The 755-nt window shown below is 44.1% G+C and carries 1 protein-coding gene; it reads left to right on the top strand.

Annotated features, from left to right (window positions below; genetic code table 11):
• On the top strand, positions 1-755 hold a 755-nt coding region (locus ACY2RU_RS17745; protein WP_490139822.1), incomplete at both ends, for an HYR domain-containing protein.

Genomic DNA, 755 nt, shown 5'->3' with positions numbered 1-755 from the left:
CCAAGTACCTTTACCTGTGCCGATGTTGGACCAAATACGGTAACACTTACGGTAACCGATGTCAACGGAAATATCTCAACCTGCACCTCAACAGTAACTGTTGAAGATAATGTAGCTCCTGTGGCAGTTTGTATGAATATTGATGTTTTCCTTGACGGAAATGGAATGGCTAGTATCACTTCAGCAGATGTTGATGGTGGTTCTACCGATGCCTGCGGAATTGCAAGCACAACCATAGATGTAACAGACTTTGACTGTAGTAATGTAGGTCCGAATAATGTGGTGCTTACAGTAACAGACAACAATGGGAACATGAGTACGTGTACTGCCGTTGTAACCGTTATTGATGATATAGACCCTGTGATCGCTTGTCCAAGTGATGTCTTGGCCAATACCAATCCAGGACAATGTGGCGCTATTGTCACATTCCCAGATGCTATTGCTCTTGATAATTGTACTGTGATGACAGTGGCTCAAACGGGAGGTCTTCCAAGCGGAAGCTTGTTCCCTGTGGGTACAACAACCATTGAGTATACAGCAACAGATGCTAGTGGAAACACTGCCATATGTACCTTCGATATTATCGTAACAGATAATGAACCAGCCATGGCCGTTTGTCAAGAGATTACGATCGATTTAGATGCTTTGGGTAATGCTACTATTACAGCAGCCGATATTGACGGTGGAAGTACCGATAACTGTGGAATTGCAACAATGACGGCTACACCGAATGTCTTTACCTGTGCCGATGTTGG

It is taken from the genome of Ulvibacter sp. 2305UL32-6 (assembly GCF_058148545.1).
Note: the sequence above shows the minus strand (reverse complement) of the source record. Positions and strands in the feature narration are given on the sequence as shown.